The sequence below is a fragment of the Skermanella stibiiresistens SB22 genome, from assembly GCF_000576635.1.
GTDB classification, from domain to species: domain Bacteria; phylum Pseudomonadota; class Alphaproteobacteria; order Azospirillales; family Azospirillaceae; genus Skermanella; species Skermanella stibiiresistens.
On the sequence record NZ_AVFL01000045.1, the window covers coordinates 24893 to 40761 of the forward strand.

Genomic DNA, 15869 nt, shown 5'->3' on the forward strand with positions numbered 1-15869 from the left:
TCCGGCCCTAAGGTGTTTGGCCCCGGTATGTGCAGGGTTTTGACAAGGCGGTAATTCATGCGGGATCTGGTTCGTCGATGGAGCGTCGTGGTGCTGTTCGTGGGTCTTTTCGCGAGCGCGCCCGCCGCCGTCATCGCCCAGGAGGAATCGGGCCAGCAGGATCCCGGCTGGATCGGCCGCCAGATCCAGAACCTGCTGAGTGGCCCCGGTCGAACGGTGACGATCGGCCGGATCAGTTCGAGTTGGAGCCTGGATGTCACCCTGTACGATCTCGCCATCGCCGACGACGACGGCGTTTGGCTGAAGGTCGATCAGGCCAAGCTGGACTGGGCCGCCGGCGCGCTGTTCCGCCGCGAGTTCCGGATCTCCGGCTTCGACATCAATCGGATGGACCTGGAGCGCCTGCCGGCGGCCCAGCCGGAACCACCACCCAGCGACGAGCCGTTTGCCCTTCCCCAGCTGCCACAACTTCCGGTTGGGCTCGATCTCCAGCGGCTGGTGGTGAAGGAGCTGAACCTCGGCGCCCCCGTGCTCGGCGGCGAGGCCGCGACCTTGCGGATCGACGGCAAGGCGGAGTTGGGCCGCGCCGACCAGGGCGTCAGCGCCGACCTGAACATCGCCCGGCAGGACAAGCCCGGCGGCGGCAAATTGGTGCTGGCTTACGCACCGGACACAAACCAGCTCGACCTGGATCTCACGGTCGAGGAACCGGAAGGCGGCGTGATCGCGCGGGCCGCCAGCTTGCCTGGACTGCCTCCGGTCAATGTGGCGTTGCGAGGTTCCGGCCCGCTGTCCGGCTGGAATGGCAGGTTGGACGGCACTGCCGGAGATCTGGCGCGGATCGGCGCCGACGCCATGATCCGAGGCGTCGAGGTGGCCGAGGGCGCCCAGGGCTATGGCCTGACCATCAAGGGCGACACCGGCTTCGCCAAGCTGCTCGATCCCCAGACGGCTGGGTTGATCGGCGAGACGGTCGGGATCGAGGCCGAGGCGGTGATCGATCCCAATCGCCAAGTCAGCCTGAACCCGGCGCGCGTGACCCTGGCCGCCGGCGATGTCCAACTGGCCGGCAGCTACCAGTTCGACCCGCAAGCCCTGGACTTCACCTACGCGTTGACGGCTGGTGCCAACTCGGCGCTCCGATCGCTGGCTCCCGACGTGGCTTGGCGGGATATCCGCTTGGCGGGCACGGCGAAGGGTCCAGTGGCGGCGCCGACCATCACCGCCGCTCTGACCGCCGACACCATCGACGCGGCGCAGGCGGAACTGGACAAGGCCGTCCTGTCGCTGCGCGCGGTCCCCTCCGGCCCCTTGGATCAAGCCGGCTCGACCATCGACGTCACCCTGGACGGCACCCTGACCAATCCCCGCTCGGAGACCGATCCGCGCATCGCCCAGGTGGCGGGACAAGAGGTCAAGATCGCCGGCAACGCCGTGGTGACTCCCGGCACCGGCGAGATTCGCGTCGCGGACCTGCGCGCCGGCACCGCCGCCGGAACCGCCAGCGCCACCGCGCTGATCCAGCGTTGGGGCCAAGCGATCGGCGCCCAGGTGGCGCTCGACCTGCCGGACCTCGCCCGCCTGCCGGACGTGCCGGTCACGGGTGCGGCGACCTTGCGGACCGACCTCTCCATGGAAGAGGACGGCCGCGTCCTGCGCGGCACCGCCACCGCCGACGTCACCGGTTTGAGCAGCGCCGACCCGGCGCTGGAGCCGATGCTGCGCGACTTGGCGGGCGAAACCGTGACCTTCCGGCTCACCGCGGACAGCGCCGACGCGGCCCAGACGATCAACGTCACCGAACTGGCGCTAAACGCGCTGGTCGCCAACCTGACCGGGCACGCGACGGTTCGGGAGTTCGGCCAGGATATCACCGGCGTGGCGGACCTGACGGTGCCCGACCTGTCGCGGCTGTCCTCGGTCGCCGGGGCGCCGCTGGAGGGAGCCGCCCAGTTGAAAGCCGACCTGAGCGGCGGTAATCAGGCGACGCTGGTCCGCGCCGACTTGACCGGCTCCGCCACCGATCTGCGCACCGGAACGCCACCGGCCGACGCGCTGGTCGGACGCAAGATGGACTTGGCTGGCTTGGTGACCGTCGGCACCGACGGCTCGATCGACATGTCCCGTTTGAAGATCGATGGCCAGAACGTGGCGCTGACCGCCTCGGCGGCACTCCGCGACAACAAGCTGGACGCCAAGTGGCGCGCCGACCTGCCGAGGCTGGCGGTGCTCAAGCAGCCGCTGGGGACCGACATCGCCGGATCGACGACGCTGGAGGGTACCGCGACCGGACCGCTCGACGCTCTGGAGGTCCGCGCCGATCTCGGTGGCCGCGACCTGCTGCTGTCCGGACGAAAGGTGCCCAAGGCCGGGCTGGCGGTGCGGGCGACCCGTTTGCCCAGCGCTCCGCGCGGGACACTGGCGGCCAACGCCGTGGTCGACGGCCAACCGCTGGACGCCCGCACCGCCTTCGCGATGGAAGGACAGCGGCTGGACCTGACCGACATCTCGCTGGGAGCCGACCGCAACCGGCTGACCGGCGCGCTGCGGGTGGCGCTGGACCGGCTGACCGCGTCCGGCAAGCTGGGCGGCGACATGCGCGACCTCGACGTGTTCTCCGGCTTGGCGGGACAAAAGCTGGCGGGCAGTGGCAGGCTGGACGTCAAGCTGGACGACCCGAAGGGGCAGCAGGCCGCCATCGCGACGGTGCGGGGACGCGATATCTCGGTCGCGGGTCCCGAGGGTCCGCTGCTGGTCGCCAACCGGATCAACCTGAACGCCGACGTCAAGGACGCCCTTGGCGCCATGCGGTTCGACGCCAAGCTGGACGGTTCCGGCATCGCCGCCGGGGGCGCCGATCTGGCGAGCCTGACCGTGACGGCGTCCGGCACGGCGGCCAAGGCGCAGTTCCAGGCCCAGACCAACGGCACGGCCGGTGCTCCGGCCCAGCCGGCCCGCGTCGCGCTGGCGGGTGGCTTCACCCAGGAGGGCGGCTTGCAGCGGCTGCGGCTGGAGCGCCTGGACGGCAGCTATGGCGGCCAGCCGTTCCGGCTGGTCAACCCGGCGACCGCGACCTTCGGGCCGAACCGCTACGAGGTGCGGAACTTCCTGCTGGCCAGCAACCAGGGCCGGATCGCCTTGGACGCCGGCTTGGTGAGGAACGCGATCGAGGGCACCGCCACCCTGACGCAGGTGCCGCTGGCGCTGGCCAAGCTGGCGGCGCCAGCGCTCGGCATCGACGGCACGCTGAACGGCAACGCCAGCTTCGCCGGCACCACCGCCAACCCGCGCGCCGACCTGGACCTGCGGGTGTCCAATCTGACGGTGGACGGCACCCAGGCGGCCGGGCTCGGCGGCATCGACATCTCGACCACCGGACGCTGGCGCCAGGGGCGGCTGGCGCTGGATGGCAACGCCACCAACCGGCGGGCCGACGGCATCAACATGACGCTCCAGGCGGAGCTGCCGCTGGTCCTGCGTCAGGACACGCTGGCGGTGGAGTTGCCGCAGAACGCGCCGGTCTCGGGCGCGTTGCGCGGCAACGTCGAACTGGCCACCTTCAACGACCTGCTCGCCACCACCGGCGACCGGGCGGCGGGGCGGCTGGACATCAACCTCAACATGGGCGGCTCGCTGGGCAATCCCCAGTTGGGCGGCTTGGCGACCATCGCCAATGGCCGGTACGAGAACCAGGCGGCGGGCACCGTGATCAGCGAGATCGCCATGCGGCTGCGCGGCGACGGCACCCGGTTGACGATCGACCAGTTCAACGGCAAAACGCCGGAAGGCGGCATCGTCGAGGCTTCCGGCTCGGTCAACGTCGACCCGACCGACGCCGACGCCTTCAACGTCAGGGTCGGCGCCAGCAAGGCGCAGCTGGTCCAGATCGATCTGGCGACCGTCCGGCTGGATGCCTTGCTGAGCCTGACCGGCCCGTTGGACAATCCGCTGCTGAGTGGCCCCGTCACGATCGAGCGGGCCGACATCCGCATTCCGGAACAGCTGCCACCCAGCATCGTCGACATCAAGGTCGAGGAGATCAACCGCCCCGGCGTGGCGCCGGGAACCGAGGCGGCGCCGGAGGAGGCCGCTTCGGCGTTCCAGCTTCGGCTCGACATGACGGTGAAGGCGCAGAACCAGATCTTCGTGCGCGGCCGCGGCCTGGACCTGGAACTGGCATCCGACATCAAGGTCGGCGGCACGGCGGCCGAGCCGATCCTGACCGATGGGCTGAGCTTGGTCAGCGGCACGCTGGACCTGCTGACCAAGCGGTTCGACTTTCAGCAGGCCAATGTCAGCTTCGTCGGTGACGGCAGCATGGACCCGACCCTCGATGTCGCGGCACAGGCCAAGACCGCCGACATCACCGCCGTGGTCGCCGTGACCGGGCGGGCGTCCAACCCGAAGATCGAGCTGACCTCGACGCCGGAGCTGCCGCAGGACGAGGTCGTGGCCCGCGTGCTGTTCAACAAGCCGTTCAGCGACCTGAGCGCGATCGAGGCGGTCCAGCTGGCGCAGTCGATTGGCCAGTTGGCGGGTGTCGGAGGCGGCCCCGGCATCCTGGACAACCTGCGGACGACGCTGGGCGTCGATCGGCTGGAGCTGCTGAGCGGCGAGGCCGGCGAGGGTCTGTCGGGCGCCGGCGTCGCCGCCGGACGCTATGTCTCGAAGGATGTCTATGTCGGCGCCGAGCAGCGCGTCGGCGAGGCGGGAAGCCGTGTGGTTGTGGAGATCGACATCACCGACAACCTAAAGGCTAGAACCGATGTCGGCACCACGTCTGGCGCCGGCGTCGGCCTGCTGTACGAGTGGGAGTACTGATCTCGGGCTTCAGGCGCCTCGGCTCAGATGCTGAGGCGCTTGAAGATCGGTTCGGGGATGTTCTTGATGATGGTCATGATGACCCACCAGAAGCTGGGGAAGTAGCGGATCTCCGCCCCCTTCTTGGCATAGCGCAGGCAGGCGCGGGCGCAGTCGCGGGGAGAGGCCACCAGGAACAGGCCCGGCATTCCCCAGGTCATGGTGGTGTCGATGAATCCTGGCTTGACCGTGGTCACCGTGACGCCCGAGCGGAACAGCCGGTTGCGCAAGCCCTGGAGATAGGCGTGGAGCCCCGCCTTGGCCGAGCCGTAGACATAGTTCTTGATCCGCCCCCTGTCGCCCGCGACCGAGCCCAGCACCACGACATGGCCGCTCTTCCGCGCCTCCAGGATGGGCGCCAGCCGGTGCAGCACCGAGACGGCCCCGGCATAGGTCGCCATGATGGCGCGCTGGGCCTGATCGGGATCGGCGTCGATGGCCGATTGGTCTGGCATCAAGCCGAAGGCCAGGAAGACATTGAGGGGCTTGTCACCGAACCCGGCGGCGCGCGTGGTCACCGCGTCGACGAAGGCGTCGTGGCTATCCACCACCTCGGCGTCGAAATCGATGACCTCGACCTGGACATCATGGCGGATGCGGATGTCGGCGGCGCCCCGCTCCAGGTCTGCGGTGTCGCGTCCGGCGAGCAGCACGTCGTCACCTTGCGCCGCCGCCTCCAGCGCGAAGGCCCGCGCGATCGAGGAGGAGGCGCCCAGCACCAGCCAAGTCGAGTTGGTCATGGCGAGACTCCCCGGATGTCGAGCCGGCGCGACAGGTCGGACTGAATGCGGCGGTCGGGATCGATACCGTCGAGCACGTGGCGGAAATCTCCCAGTTTCGGGTACATGCGGGCGAAGCTGGCGGCGTCCAGCACGGCGTCCTTGGCGAGGTAGATCCGGCCGCCGTGGTCCAGAGCGATCGCGGTCAGCCGCGCCATCAGATCCTCGACGCCATCGCGCCTGGGGAAGTCGAGCGCCAGGGTGTAGCCGCGCGTCGGGAACGACAGCAGCCCCCTGCCCTCGCCACCCAGTGTCTTGAGGACCGCCAGGAAGGAGCCGGCGCGCGCCTCGGAGATCGCCTCCAGCAGCTTCCGCATGCCGGCGACGGCCTCGGCGTCGGGGATCACCGCCTGGAACTGGTGGAAGCCGCGCTTGCCGTAGATGCGGTTCCAGTGGTGGATCGCGTCGAGCGGATAGAGGAACTGGCGGATCGGCATGGTCCGCGTCCTGCCCTCCGCCGAGACCCGCCGGTAATAGGCCTGGTTGAACAGGTTGATGCTGAGCGGGTTGAGCGTGAAGCCGGGCAGATCGATCGGCACCGCCCGCGCTTTGGACGGCTTGGCCGGCGCGTCGGTCGCGGCGGTTTCCGCCGTCTCCAGGATGCCGCGCCCCATATCGCCGCCGCGCGCCATGCCGTCGATCCAGCCGACGCTGTAGCCCGCCGTCTCGCGCGCCTCGGACAGGCTGGCCATGAAGGCGTCCAAGTCGGGCATCCGCCGCTCCCGGACATCGACCGAGCCGGAGAACACCCGCCGCAGCCTAAAGCAGGCGTGCAGGATGACGCCGGTCAAGCCGACGCCGCCGATGGTGGCGGCGAACAGCTCCGGCCGCTCGGTCGGCGAGACGCGAGCCATCTCACCCGTGGGCAGGATCAGGTCGAGCCACAGCACATGGTCGCCGAAGCTGCCGACGCGGTCGTGGTTCTTGCCGTGGACGTCGTTGGCGATGGCGCCGCCGATCGTGGCGAAGGCGGTGCCGGGGGAGGTCGGCGGCAGGAACCCGCGTGGCAGGAACGCGGTCAGCAGGTCGTCGAAGGTGACGCCGGCCTCGCAGACCAGCGTGCCATCGGATGGGTCGAACGAGACCATGCGGTTGAGCCGCTCGGTCAGCAGGATGTTGCCGCCGTCGTTCAACGGCGCGTCGCCATAGCTGCGCCCCAGCCCATGGGCCAGGATGCCTCGGTCATACCGGCCCTTGAGCAAGCCGATCGCGGTCTGGCCGCGTTCCGGCCGGCAGGCGTCGACTTCGGCCCGGCGGGTGCGGCCCCAGCCGGTCAGGGTCATCTTCTTCCAAGTCATGCTAGTTCAAATCCACCTGCTGGAACTCACCTGATCACTTCCACGGGCAGCCGGCGGCGGTCAGCCGGCCGCTGTCAGCCGGTTTTCCGACGGCTGGCGGGCCAGCTTGAACGCCGCGGGCAGCGCCACGAACCCGAGACCGACGGCGAACCACAGGGTGGTCAGCCGGATGATGACGGTCGCCGCCAGCGCCGTGTCGGCCGGAACGTCGAGCAGGGTCAGCAGGGCGAACATGGTCGCCTCCGTGCTGCCGAGCCCTCCCGGCAGCATGGAGATGGCGCCCACCAGCATGGCGAAGGCGAACACGAAGATTGACTGCTGGAGGGTGATCTGGGCGCCCAGATCGATCAGCAGCCAGTGCAGGGCGTAGCACTCGCACAGCCAGCCGATCACGCCCATCGCCGTCGTCAGGGCGAAGACGCGGGGATCGAGCAGCCGCGAGGTCTTGCGCACCACGCCGCGGGTGGCGCCGAACAGGCGCGGCCAGCGCCCGATCAGGCCATAGGCCAGCAGCACGACGCGGAGCGGCACGGTCGGCCGCAGCAGCATCAGCAGGGCCACCACCAGCGCGCCAGCCGCCACCAACGTCCCGGTGCCATAGGCGGCGCCGAACGACGACAGCCCCGTCAGGCACAGCAGGGTGATCGCGACCGCGTCGCCCATGCGGTCGCCGATCAGCAGCGGCGCGGTGCGCTCGTACCGATAGCCGTGGCAGCGCTCCAGCAGCCAGAGCCGAAGCGCCTCGCCCAGCTTGCCCGGTGTCGTGGTCATGGCGAAGCCGGCGACGTAGTAGAGCGCCGTGCGGCCGGCCGGCACCTCGATGTCGAGATGCCGGCCGTAGAGGTGCCAGCGCCACGCCCGCATCACGTAGTTGCCAGCCGAGAGCGCCAGCAGCCCGACCAGCACGACGGGGCTGAGCTCCGCCATGCGGTGCCAGACCTCGTCGAGGCCGAACCAGATCCCCGCCGCCGACATGGCCGCCACGAAGACCACGGCGGTGATGACGGCGGCGTATTCCGCCCGCCGCATCAGGGAGCGTGGCGAGGCGGCGGGACCGGTTGGCGATCCTGTTGTCTTGGGCGAGGTCTGATGAGCGGTCACGGTACCTCTGAACGGTCTTGGGACTGATGGCCGGCAGGCATGATGCCGCCGGGGAATGGCGTGTGATCGGACAGGATGATCACACCGGCAGATGGGCGATGGCGACGATGGCGAAGACGGTGCCACAAACCACCCAGGATATCGGGTCACGGGCGGCGAAGACGATCGGGTCGTCATGCATTTCCCCGCGCGTCGTGGCCAGCCAGATGCGGCACTGCCAGAACAGCATCAAGGGCACGATCGCCCAATAGAGCACGTCCAAGGTGTTGAGCCCGAGGGCCAGATCCGACTGGACGTAGAGGGCGAGCACAAGGCACGAAGTGAAGGTCGACGCGACGCCCATCAGCCGCATGATGCTGAGGTCCTCGGCGCGATAGCCGCGGCCGGCCGGCTTGCCCTCGTTCCCCGGCGGGAGCGCCATCAGTTCCGCCACCCGCTTGACGATGGCGAGGCTGAGGAAGACGAAGCTGGAGAAGCCCAGCAGCCAGAGCGAGACCGGATAGCCCGACGCCTCGCCGCCGCCGAACAGGCGGATGGTGTAGAGGGTCGCCAGCATGAAGACATCGACCAGCGCGAGGCTCTTCAGCTTGAACGAGTAGAGGATCGAGCAGACGGCGTAGGCGACGACGACGGTGAAGGCTCCCGCCAGTGCCGCCAGCCCACCGCCAACCAGGAGCAGCACCGGCGCCACGATGGGACCGTGGTGGAGCGGCAGGGCGCCGCTGGCGAAGGGCCGGTTCCGCTTGCGGTGATGCTGGCGGTCGGCCGCCAGATCGGTCAGGTCGTTGATGATGTAGATGGCCGAGGCGGTGCAGCAGAACGCCAGGAACATCAGCAGCGCGTCGCCCCAGGCCGACAGGTCGAACAAGGCGCTGGCGGTGACGATCGGCACGAAGACCAGGATGTTCTTGATCCACTGGTGCGGCCGCAGCGCCTTCAGCAGGGTGCGGGTCCAGGGCGCGCGGTCGTCCACCCGCGTCTCGATCTGGGTGACCGCCGCCGCCGACTTGCAGACGCTTTTCGGCGCGTTGACCAGGACCGCCGCCTCGGCGTGGCGCCAGATCTCCAGATCGGAGAAGTCGTTGCCGGCATAGGCGTAGGGCTGGCCGCCCAGGTGCCGGTGGATCGCATCCGCCTTGGCCTTGCCGCGCAGGTTGTCGAGCCCGTCGGAGGCGATCACCTCGTCGAAGATCTTGAGGTGACGGGCGACCGCGTCGGCGAAGACGTGATCGGCTGCGGTCGCCAGGATCAGCCGTCGGCCCAGCCGCTTCTGCTCGTGGAGCCACGTCAGCAGGCCGGTGTTGTAGGGCAGCAAGGCGGGATCGAGCCGGGCGTGGAGCGCCAATTGCTGCTTGAGGTGCGCCTTACCCTTCAACAGCCAGCCGAACAGGGCGAACATCGCGCGCCAGTCCTTGATCAAGGCGAACACGCATTCGATCAGGCTGTCGGTGTTGAGCAGGGTGCCGTCCATGTCGACGCACAGGGGCACCTGCCGGTCACGCGCGGCCTGGGAGGTCGTCGCGCCGGCGTGTTGTCCGTCCAGCGCGCGGCCGGCCGACGGTGGGTTGGAACGATGCAGGGCGTCGGTACTTGCCATGGTCCGCTTAATCCGTGATGTCGCTAGAGGCCGTAGTTAAGTCCATGGTGCAATTTTAATGGCATTCGCCCTAAATAATCGCTCCAGTTTGGGCAGTCCCGGATTGTAGTCATCGTGATTGAATACCGGGAGAGCCCAAAAGGTGCCCTAGCCATCCCGACGCGGGACGCTTTTTACCTGTCGGGACTAACCAAGCGCCCGGATGTTTATTCCACGTTTCCTTGGGGTTAGTCACGGCGCGGTTGTGGGACGGTCTCAACCGGCGCCGCGACGCTGGCAGGCATGCCGCCGGCGTGGTTGGCGCGGGGTCTCGTTTTCCCTATATTGCGGCCCATGAACCCGACCCTGAACCCGCACCTGAATTCGTTGGGCATCGCCAAGAAGCCCGCCGACACCCGCGTGGTCGTCGCCATGTCCGGTGGCGTCGACAGCTCTGTCACGGCCGCCCTCCTCCGCGAGGAGGGTTACGACGTGGTCGGCATCACGCTGCAGCTGTACGACCACGGCATGGCCGTTGGCCGCAAGGGAGCCTGCTGCGCCGGCCAAGACATCTACGACGCGCGCCAAGTCGCCGACCGCATCGGCATCCCGCACTATGTGCTGGATTACGAGAACCGCTTCTCGCAGGGCGTGATGGACGATTTCGCCGACAGCTATCTGCGCGGCGAGACCCCGATCCCGTGCATACGCTGCAACCAGCGCGTCAAGTTCCGCGACCTGCTGGAGACCGCCCGCGACCTGGGCGCCGAGGCCCTGGCGACCGGGCATTACGTGCGCCGGGTGATGGGCGACCGGGGCGCCGAACTGCACCGCGCGATCGACCCGGCGCGCGACCAGAGCTATTTCCTGTTCGCCACGACCCAAGATCAGTTGGATTACCTGCGCTTTCCGCTGGGCGGCATGCAAAAGTCGGAAACCCGCGCCTTGGCCGAGCGGTTCGGGCTGGTGGTGGCCGACAAGCCGGACAGCCAGGACATCTGCTTCGTCCCGACCGGCTCCTATGCCGAGGTGGTCGAGAAGCTGCGCCCCGGCGCCATCGAGCCGGGCGACATCGTGCATGTGGACGGCCGCGTCATGGGCAGGCACGAGGGGATCATCCATTACACGATTGGCCAGCGGAAGGGCCTGGGCATCGGCGGCCAGAAGGGCGACCAGGGCGACCCGCTCTATGTCGTCCGCCTTGACCCGGCGCGCCAGCGCGTGGTGGTCGGCCCCCGCGCGGCGCTGGCCCGCGACCGCGTCGTGGTCCGCGAGGTCAACTGGCTGGGCGCGGCGCTGGATGGGGCGGCGGATGGGATGACAGACGGAACGTTGGACGGCATCAAGGTCGAGGTCAAGCTGCGCTCGGCCCAGCCGGCGGTGGCGGCGACGGTCGTGCCGGCGGGAACGGGCGATGCCGGGGGTGGCGGTGTCGAGGTCATCCTGGACGAACCCCAGTTCGGCGTCGCGCCGGGGCAGGCTTGCGTGTTCTACCAGGGCGACCGGGTGCTGGGCGGCGGCTGGATCGCCCGCGCCGAAAGCGGCTTGGCGGCGGCCTGAGACGGCCTGACGAGGTCCGAAGGGGGGATGATGACACCCCCCACCCCGTGCGAAAATGTCATCATCCGTCATCATGGACCCCCTCGGCGCGCCTTTTTGGTGATTCGATTTTCGAAGATCCCCGCATCGCGGCCCACGAGCTTAACACGCGGCCATTAAGAAATTATTCCTTTATCATCCACTCCGGTTTCCCGTAAAATCGCTGGCCTCAAAATCGCCGAGAAGCGCTTGACAGGCCCCGTCCCGCCGAACTATATCACCGGCCTCCCGGCGACAAACCGGGCCTGCGGCGGAGTAGCTCAGTTGGTCAGAGCAGAGGAATCATAATCCTTGTGTCGGGGGTTCAAATCCCTCCTCCGCTACCATCGAAAACCCCTGTCAAGTCAGACACTTGGCAGGGGTTTTTTGTTTTGTTCCGGCACACAAACCCGTTGACGTGGCGTATTCGTAAGCCCTTGTTTTAACAAGGTTTGCAGCAGGTTACTTTTATTACTCGCCGCAAGAACGCCGCAAAACGCGCTGTTGATGTTGCTTTTATGTTCCGGGTAAACGGACAGAATTGCAGTTGATCAGGGGTTGAGGCGCCGACCTCCAGGCGCACTCCGTCGGGCAACATGACCATGGCCCTTCTCGCGCTGACTTCCGCCACCCTGGAGCGGGCAAGGGATACTGAATTCAAAAGCGGCTTGCCCGATGCTTCCCACTTATCGCCTACATCGCCCAAAAGCTACTTACACCATGTATACAGGAAGCCATCGGCGAACTCGTGGCGACGTGCGACATAGGAGAGGGTCGCTCCTGGCGCACACGCTCCGCCCCCTTGGGACGCCTCTTCTCTTCCACACTCCACCGACGACGCCGTTCCCGTCCGGTGAAGGCGCAACTCAATCATGACGACATTGTTTGGCAACGGCTTTCAACGATTCGCATTAAATGATTGGCAAGCAGAATAACCTCCAAAGCCTCGGCGGGATTATCAAGCGTCACATCTCGGTGGGAGTGAGGGTTTTTGTAGGAGCCTATAGCTCCGGCGAAAAGCTCCATACGAGCACTACGCTCGCCTGGCTCCACTGTCATATCAGTCAATGGGCCGTTATCCGGCTTAAAGGCCGACCGCATCAACTTGACACCAAGCTCAGGAATGTTCGTTGCTGCCCTTACCGCAACCTCGACCGCCTTCATTGCCTGGAAGACAGCTACATCGAATTCACCTCGCATGAATGCCATCCAGACTTTTTTCGCAATTCTTGGATGCAACGCCTCCTTTGGAAGAGTGCGAGCGACAGCGTATTTAGCGAAGTCAGTTTCATCCTCAAACTTTTTCGCGCGACGGCTGAGCTGCCGCCACCCCCTGGAGTTGCTTATATCTTCTGCGGGGACCAGCAGTCCTTGCGCCTCAAGCCAGGCCCACGCTTCGATCAAGGCAAGATCCACCTCCTCCTGGTGCGAGCGCGGATAGGAGCCTTTTTACGATAGGCTGCCCCAGAGTTGACCTATGATGCTTCCGAGATGAAACTTCTTACTGGTCTGAGACGTGCGCAACAGGAAAAGGATCTTCGCCCCAAGCTCCTCAGGTTCGAGAGCGAGCAGATGATCCACATCAGGAATAGCTTCTACGAGTCTCAGCACGTTCCAACCCCTCATGCCGCATTCGTGCAACATAACGTCCTTTATGTTACACAAACGGCGGCTTCGGGCGAGCGGTTTGGCGCAGACTCGTAAAGTGGAGGAGGCGCAAGAGCACGGCTGTGGCTAAGGAAATAAAAAATTATCCCATAATTTATACAATTTAATTAGGAGATTTTTTTATGATATAGCGGATTTCAGCTGAAGGATATGCTCCGCGAATGTCTGGCGTGCCTTCCATGAGTTTATAAAGGATAAAACGTCCTTCATATGGGATTTTAGAAATATCTACATAGTCCACCTTAACACTTAAAAACTTATTCGTGAGAGCGTTTATATAGTCAGAGGTTTTTTCAGATTGGCTTTCTTGGATACGTTCTAAAGTTTTAGGATATATTTCTCGTTGATAAACATTCACATTTTTCATTAACATTGAAAATGTTACTTCATATCTACTTGATCTTGGAAGTGAAAAAGACTGTTCCGCCATCTCAGGCCCTACACGAAGCCAATTAACACCAGCTCGACTTGGGTACAAAAATTTATTTTCATTTATTGTCGCTGTAACCTGAACTTCTGCATCCGACTCATGAGTTCCATAAAGCTCTATCCCCCTTATTATCAGCCAGACTTCATCGCTATTATTTGAATTTTGCATCTCAGAAGAAGAACCTTTTTGTTCTGCTGATGATGATCCTGGCATGTTTTTTGCTGTTGGCTGGTTCGGGATAGGAGATAAGCGGCCAAACACCAAAAGGATTATGCACGCTGCTGTCAATGCCATCCAGAACGCAACTACACCTTTTATCCAAGTAGGGTAAGGCTCCATAAATGGCACGATATCAGTAATGACTTTCAACATCGTTAAACCTTTCTATGCTTGACCATCTTTAATTATAGGATCTTCCTCTAAGACAAACAATTGCAAAGGGTGTAGCTCCATTTGACTCCCGAACCGTTTAGACTAGAGCGGCTGTCAAAACCTTCTTCAACACAGCGATATCAATGGTTTAGCTCTTGCTGAATGAGGTTATGATAGGTGCTCTAAGTTAGTGTCCTAAGGAAAATCAGTACCGCCTTATCCCACAACCTGCTGGCGAATGCCAATAAACTCTAGTAGCTCTTAACGGCGAAGCCGTCCCTCTGTGGAGGCGGCGCTGGTCTGGACGCGGGGGCACACGTTGGCGCAGCCAACGTATAAGTGCACATATTCATGAGCAATCCACCGCCTTCGATTTTTGACCCTGCGTACTGGCGTGTGGATCATCCGAAATTTCTGAAGATCGCCATCTTACAGCAGTTCATTGGACAACATCCGCTTTTAAGACACCTACCGGCTCTTCACAGTGCAATAGCTATTTTCCGCACGGCTTATTGTTAGGCGCTGGATCGCACTACTCATCAGCATTATAGCTTTTCATCTTCTGGTAAGTGATCGATTCCAGGGCCTACGCTGACCATTCGTACTTGCCGGAACACGTTGGCTGTGGTGAGGAGATTGGACCGCCCATGCAGACCATCAGCCAAGACGGCAGCGGCAACAACGCCGTCCAGATCACGGGCGACGGGAACAGCGTCACCATCAGCTGCGGTGGTATCGTCCTTTTTCTCCAAGCGAAACACTCCCTCAAGCGCGAGCCACGCTCCGATCTTGACCTGCTCCGACCGGAAACCCGGCTCCTGAAAATCCTCGGTCGCGAAAGCGAGATGGCTTCGCTGACCGCTTGGGTGGATGATCCCCGACCTGTCTTGGCGCGCGGCATCATCGGCCGAGCCGGCAGCGGTAAGACCCGGCTCGCCATCGAGCTTTGCGATGTGGCGGCCGAACACGGTTGGCGGGCGGGCTTTCTCGACAGCGGCGATCTTCAGGCATTCGTCGAGGCGCAGCGCACGGCCATGTGGCCCCAGCATACGCCGATTCTGGTCGTGGTCGATTACGCCGCCCGCCGCGCTCGCGCGCTCAACGCTTGGCTCCAGAGCCTTGCCCGGCGCGCGGACCCAGCTCGACCGCGCCTTCGGCTGCTCCTGCTCGAACGGCATGCGACCCCAGGTGAGGGATGGTGGGAGGAGTTGTCGCGCCTCCATGGCAGCGACGATAGCCTCTATGATCTCCTGGAGCCCTCCGAGCCCATGTCTTTGCCACCGATCAGCGCGATCGAGCAACGACGGGCGCTGCTCGGCGGCGTCATGAACGCCTGGTGCCGACTCAATGGTAAGCCTGTCATGGTTCCGCCAGCGGCAGGCGCGGATCCGCAGTTCGATCATCGGCTTACCGATCCCCTGCTCGCCGCCGAGCCGCTCCACCTCTTGATGGCGGGCCTCGTCGCCGCCAAACACGGGCTCGCAACCCTTTTAAGCCTCGGCCGCCTCGATCTCGCGATCGAGCTAGCATGTTGGGAACGCGACCGGTTGACGAGACTCGCAAGCGACCGGGGCATCAACGAGAAGCTGCTCCTTCATTTGGTCGCCTGCATCACACTTTGTCGGGGCGTCGAGCGTTCGGAGCTTCGGGCGCTGATCGACGAAGAACGCGCAGTCCTGCCTTATGAACGCGGCATTGAGCGCGATCCGCTCGCCGAAGCTCTCGTAAACGCACTACCAGCCCAAGGAGAGCATGGAAGCTTGCGCTACAACGGCCTCCAGCCGGACATCATCGGCGAGACCTTCGGCCTGCTCGTGCTCACGACCAATCCAGATCTAGATCAAATGGCGCTGATCGACCGCTGCCGAGAGCGCGCCCCGGCACGGACGGCGCAGCAACTCGTCCTTACCATTCAAGACTTCGCCCGCCCAGCGGCGGAGCTGGTCACCAGTACCCCGTCTCTGCGCCGTCCAGAGGCGCGGCTGCCGCAGGCTTGGCTGGGCGAAGGCAATCCGGCTCTCCATTGGCTCGATCATCTCGTCGCCGGCACTGGCGACCTCGAACGGCTGATGACGATCAGCGACCAAATGCCAAGGTATACGCTGCTGCTGGGTGAGCGGGCGATGCTGATCCTGCATCGGATCACTGAGGTGGTGCGCGAGCTGGCGGCGGCGCGGCCGGACGCCTTCCGGCCCGACCTCGCCATG

Annotated in this window: 9 protein-coding genes and 1 tRNA gene; 4 read left to right on the top strand and 6 right to left on the bottom strand. The window is 64.8% G+C overall.

The genetic code is table 11. The features are described 5' to 3' along the window. Nucleotides 1-57 precede the first annotated feature (57 nt). Nucleotides 58-4821, top strand: a complete 4764-nt coding sequence (locus N825_RS37305) for a translocation/assembly module TamB domain-containing protein (RefSeq protein ID WP_157619693.1) — start codon at nucleotides 58-60, stop codon at nucleotides 4819-4821. Nucleotides 4822-4844: 23 nt separating this feature from the next. Here N825_RS37305 and N825_RS32320 read toward each other — a convergent pair whose 3' ends face one another. The 4 genes from N825_RS32320 to N825_RS32335 form a co-directional block, all read right to left on the bottom strand. Next, entirely contained in the window at nucleotides 4845-5600 is a 756-nt protein-coding gene (locus N825_RS32320; protein WP_037460855.1) for an SDR family oxidoreductase, read from the bottom strand. Next, entirely contained in the window at nucleotides 5597-6937 is a 1341-nt protein-coding gene (locus N825_RS32325) for an FAD-binding oxidoreductase (RefSeq protein WP_037460856.1), read from the bottom strand. The genes N825_RS32320 and N825_RS32325 overlap by 4 nt, the downstream gene beginning before the upstream one ends. A 60-nt stretch (nucleotides 6938-6997) precedes the next feature. Continuing rightward, on the bottom strand, nucleotides 6998-8038 hold the full coding sequence (locus tag N825_RS32330; protein ID WP_198039005.1) for a lysylphosphatidylglycerol synthase transmembrane domain-containing protein: 1041 nt from the start codon (nucleotides 8036-8038) through the stop codon (nucleotides 6998-7000). A 79-nt stretch (nucleotides 8039-8117) separates the two neighbouring features. Further along, nucleotides 8118-9635 (bottom strand): UbiA family prenyltransferase, encoded by a 1518-nt coding sequence (locus tag N825_RS32335; RefSeq protein WP_051513834.1) that lies wholly within the window; start codon nucleotides 9633-9635, stop codon nucleotides 8118-8120. A gap of 357 nt (nucleotides 9636-9992) precedes the next feature. On the opposite strand from N825_RS32335, the gene mnmA reads away from it, so the two are divergent. Both mnmA and N825_RS32345 read left to right on the top strand, forming a co-directional pair. Beyond that, nucleotides 9993-11174: a tRNA 2-thiouridine(34) synthase MnmA gene (gene mnmA, locus N825_RS32340; protein WP_037460885.1), complete on the top strand. Its 1182-nt coding sequence runs from the start codon at nucleotides 9993-9995 to the stop codon at nucleotides 11172-11174. Nucleotides 11175-11462: 288 nt separating this feature from the next. After that, nucleotides 11463-11539, top strand: a tRNA-Met gene (locus N825_RS32345). 523 nt (nucleotides 11540-12062) lie between these two features. On the opposite strand, the gene N825_RS38300 is transcribed toward N825_RS32345, so the two are convergent. Beyond that, complete coding sequence (locus tag N825_RS38300) at nucleotides 12063-12596, bottom strand: TIGR02391 family protein (protein WP_198039006.1); 534 nt, start codon at nucleotides 12594-12596, stop codon at nucleotides 12063-12065. Between the two features lie 367 nt (nucleotides 12597-12963). Continuing rightward, nucleotides 12964-13662, bottom strand: coding sequence for a hypothetical protein (locus N825_RS39385; protein WP_157619694.1), 699 nt, complete (start codon nucleotides 13660-13662; stop codon nucleotides 12964-12966). Between the two features lie 647 nt (nucleotides 13663-14309). Here N825_RS39385 and N825_RS32360 point away from each other — a divergent pair. Then, nucleotides 14310-15869 (top strand): curlin repeat-containing protein (locus N825_RS32360; RefSeq protein ID WP_037460863.1); only part of this gene is annotated, 1560 nt, incomplete at its 3' end.

Bases quoted from the DNA above. Each gene is read 5' to 3' on its own strand.
- N825_RS37305 (WP_157619693.1), top strand. From the start codon at position 58: ATGCGGGATCTGGTTCGTCGATGGAGCGTCGTGGTGCTGTTCGTGGGT.
- N825_RS39385 (WP_157619694.1), bottom strand. From the start codon at position 13,662: ATGTTGAAAGTCATTACTGATATCGTGCCATTTATGGAGCCTTACCCT.
- N825_RS32335 (WP_051513834.1), bottom strand. From the start codon at position 9,635: ATGGCAAGTACCGACGCCCTGCATCGTTCCAACCCACCGTCGGCCGGC.
- N825_RS32325 (WP_037460856.1), bottom strand. From the start codon at position 6,937: ATGACTTGGAAGAAGATGACCCTGACCGGCTGGGGCCGCACCCGCCGG.
- N825_RS32320 (WP_037460855.1), bottom strand. From the start codon at position 5,600: ATGACCAACTCGACTTGGCTGGTGCTGGGCGCCTCCTCCTCGATCGCG.